Source organism: Xanthobacter tagetidis (assembly GCF_003667445.1).
GTDB lineage: Bacteria > Pseudomonadota > Alphaproteobacteria > Rhizobiales > Xanthobacteraceae > Xanthobacter > Xanthobacter tagetidis.
In genome coordinates this window covers 1-500 of record NZ_RCTF01000087.1, presented here as the reverse complement: position 1 = coordinate 500, position 500 = coordinate 1, and the positions used below count along the sequence as shown (strand labels likewise).

1 pseudogene is annotated in these 500 nt (G+C 69.6%); it reads left to right on the top strand.

Going from position 1 to position 500, the window contains the following annotated elements:
- Positions 1-352: pseudogene (locus tag D9R14_RS22780) on the top strand (acyl-CoA dehydrogenase family protein); the annotation flags it as partial.
- Positions 353-500 lie beyond the last annotated feature (148 nt).

Sequence of the window (500 nt, the reverse complement as noted above, 5' to 3'; positions counted from 1 at the left end):
GCGCAAGGCGTTCGGCAAAAGGCTCGACGAATTCCAGGCGCTGCAGTTCCGCCTCGCCGACATGGCGATCGAGCTGGAGGCTGCGCGCACCTTCCTGTGGCGCGCGGCGGCCGCGCTCGACGCCAAGGCGCCCGACGCCACCCAGCTGTGCGCCATGGCGAAGCGCGTCGCCACCGACCGCGGCTTCGAGGTGGCCAACGAGGCGCTGTAGCTCCACGGCGGCTACGGCTACCTTGCCGACTACGGCATCGAGAAGATCGTGCGCGACCTGCGCGTCCACCAGATCCTGGAAGGCACCAACGAGATCATGCGCCTCATCGTCTCCCGCGCGCTCAGCGCGCAGGGGAACTGAGGCGCCGAAGACCGACCGTCATCCCCCGCCTTGTGCTGGGGATCCACCCTGCGACCAGGCTGGCGCCTTCCGCTTCGGGCGCGGGCAGGCGGCCAGGTGGATGCCTCGCACAAGGCGGGGCATGACGGTGTGACAAGACGGGCGAGTT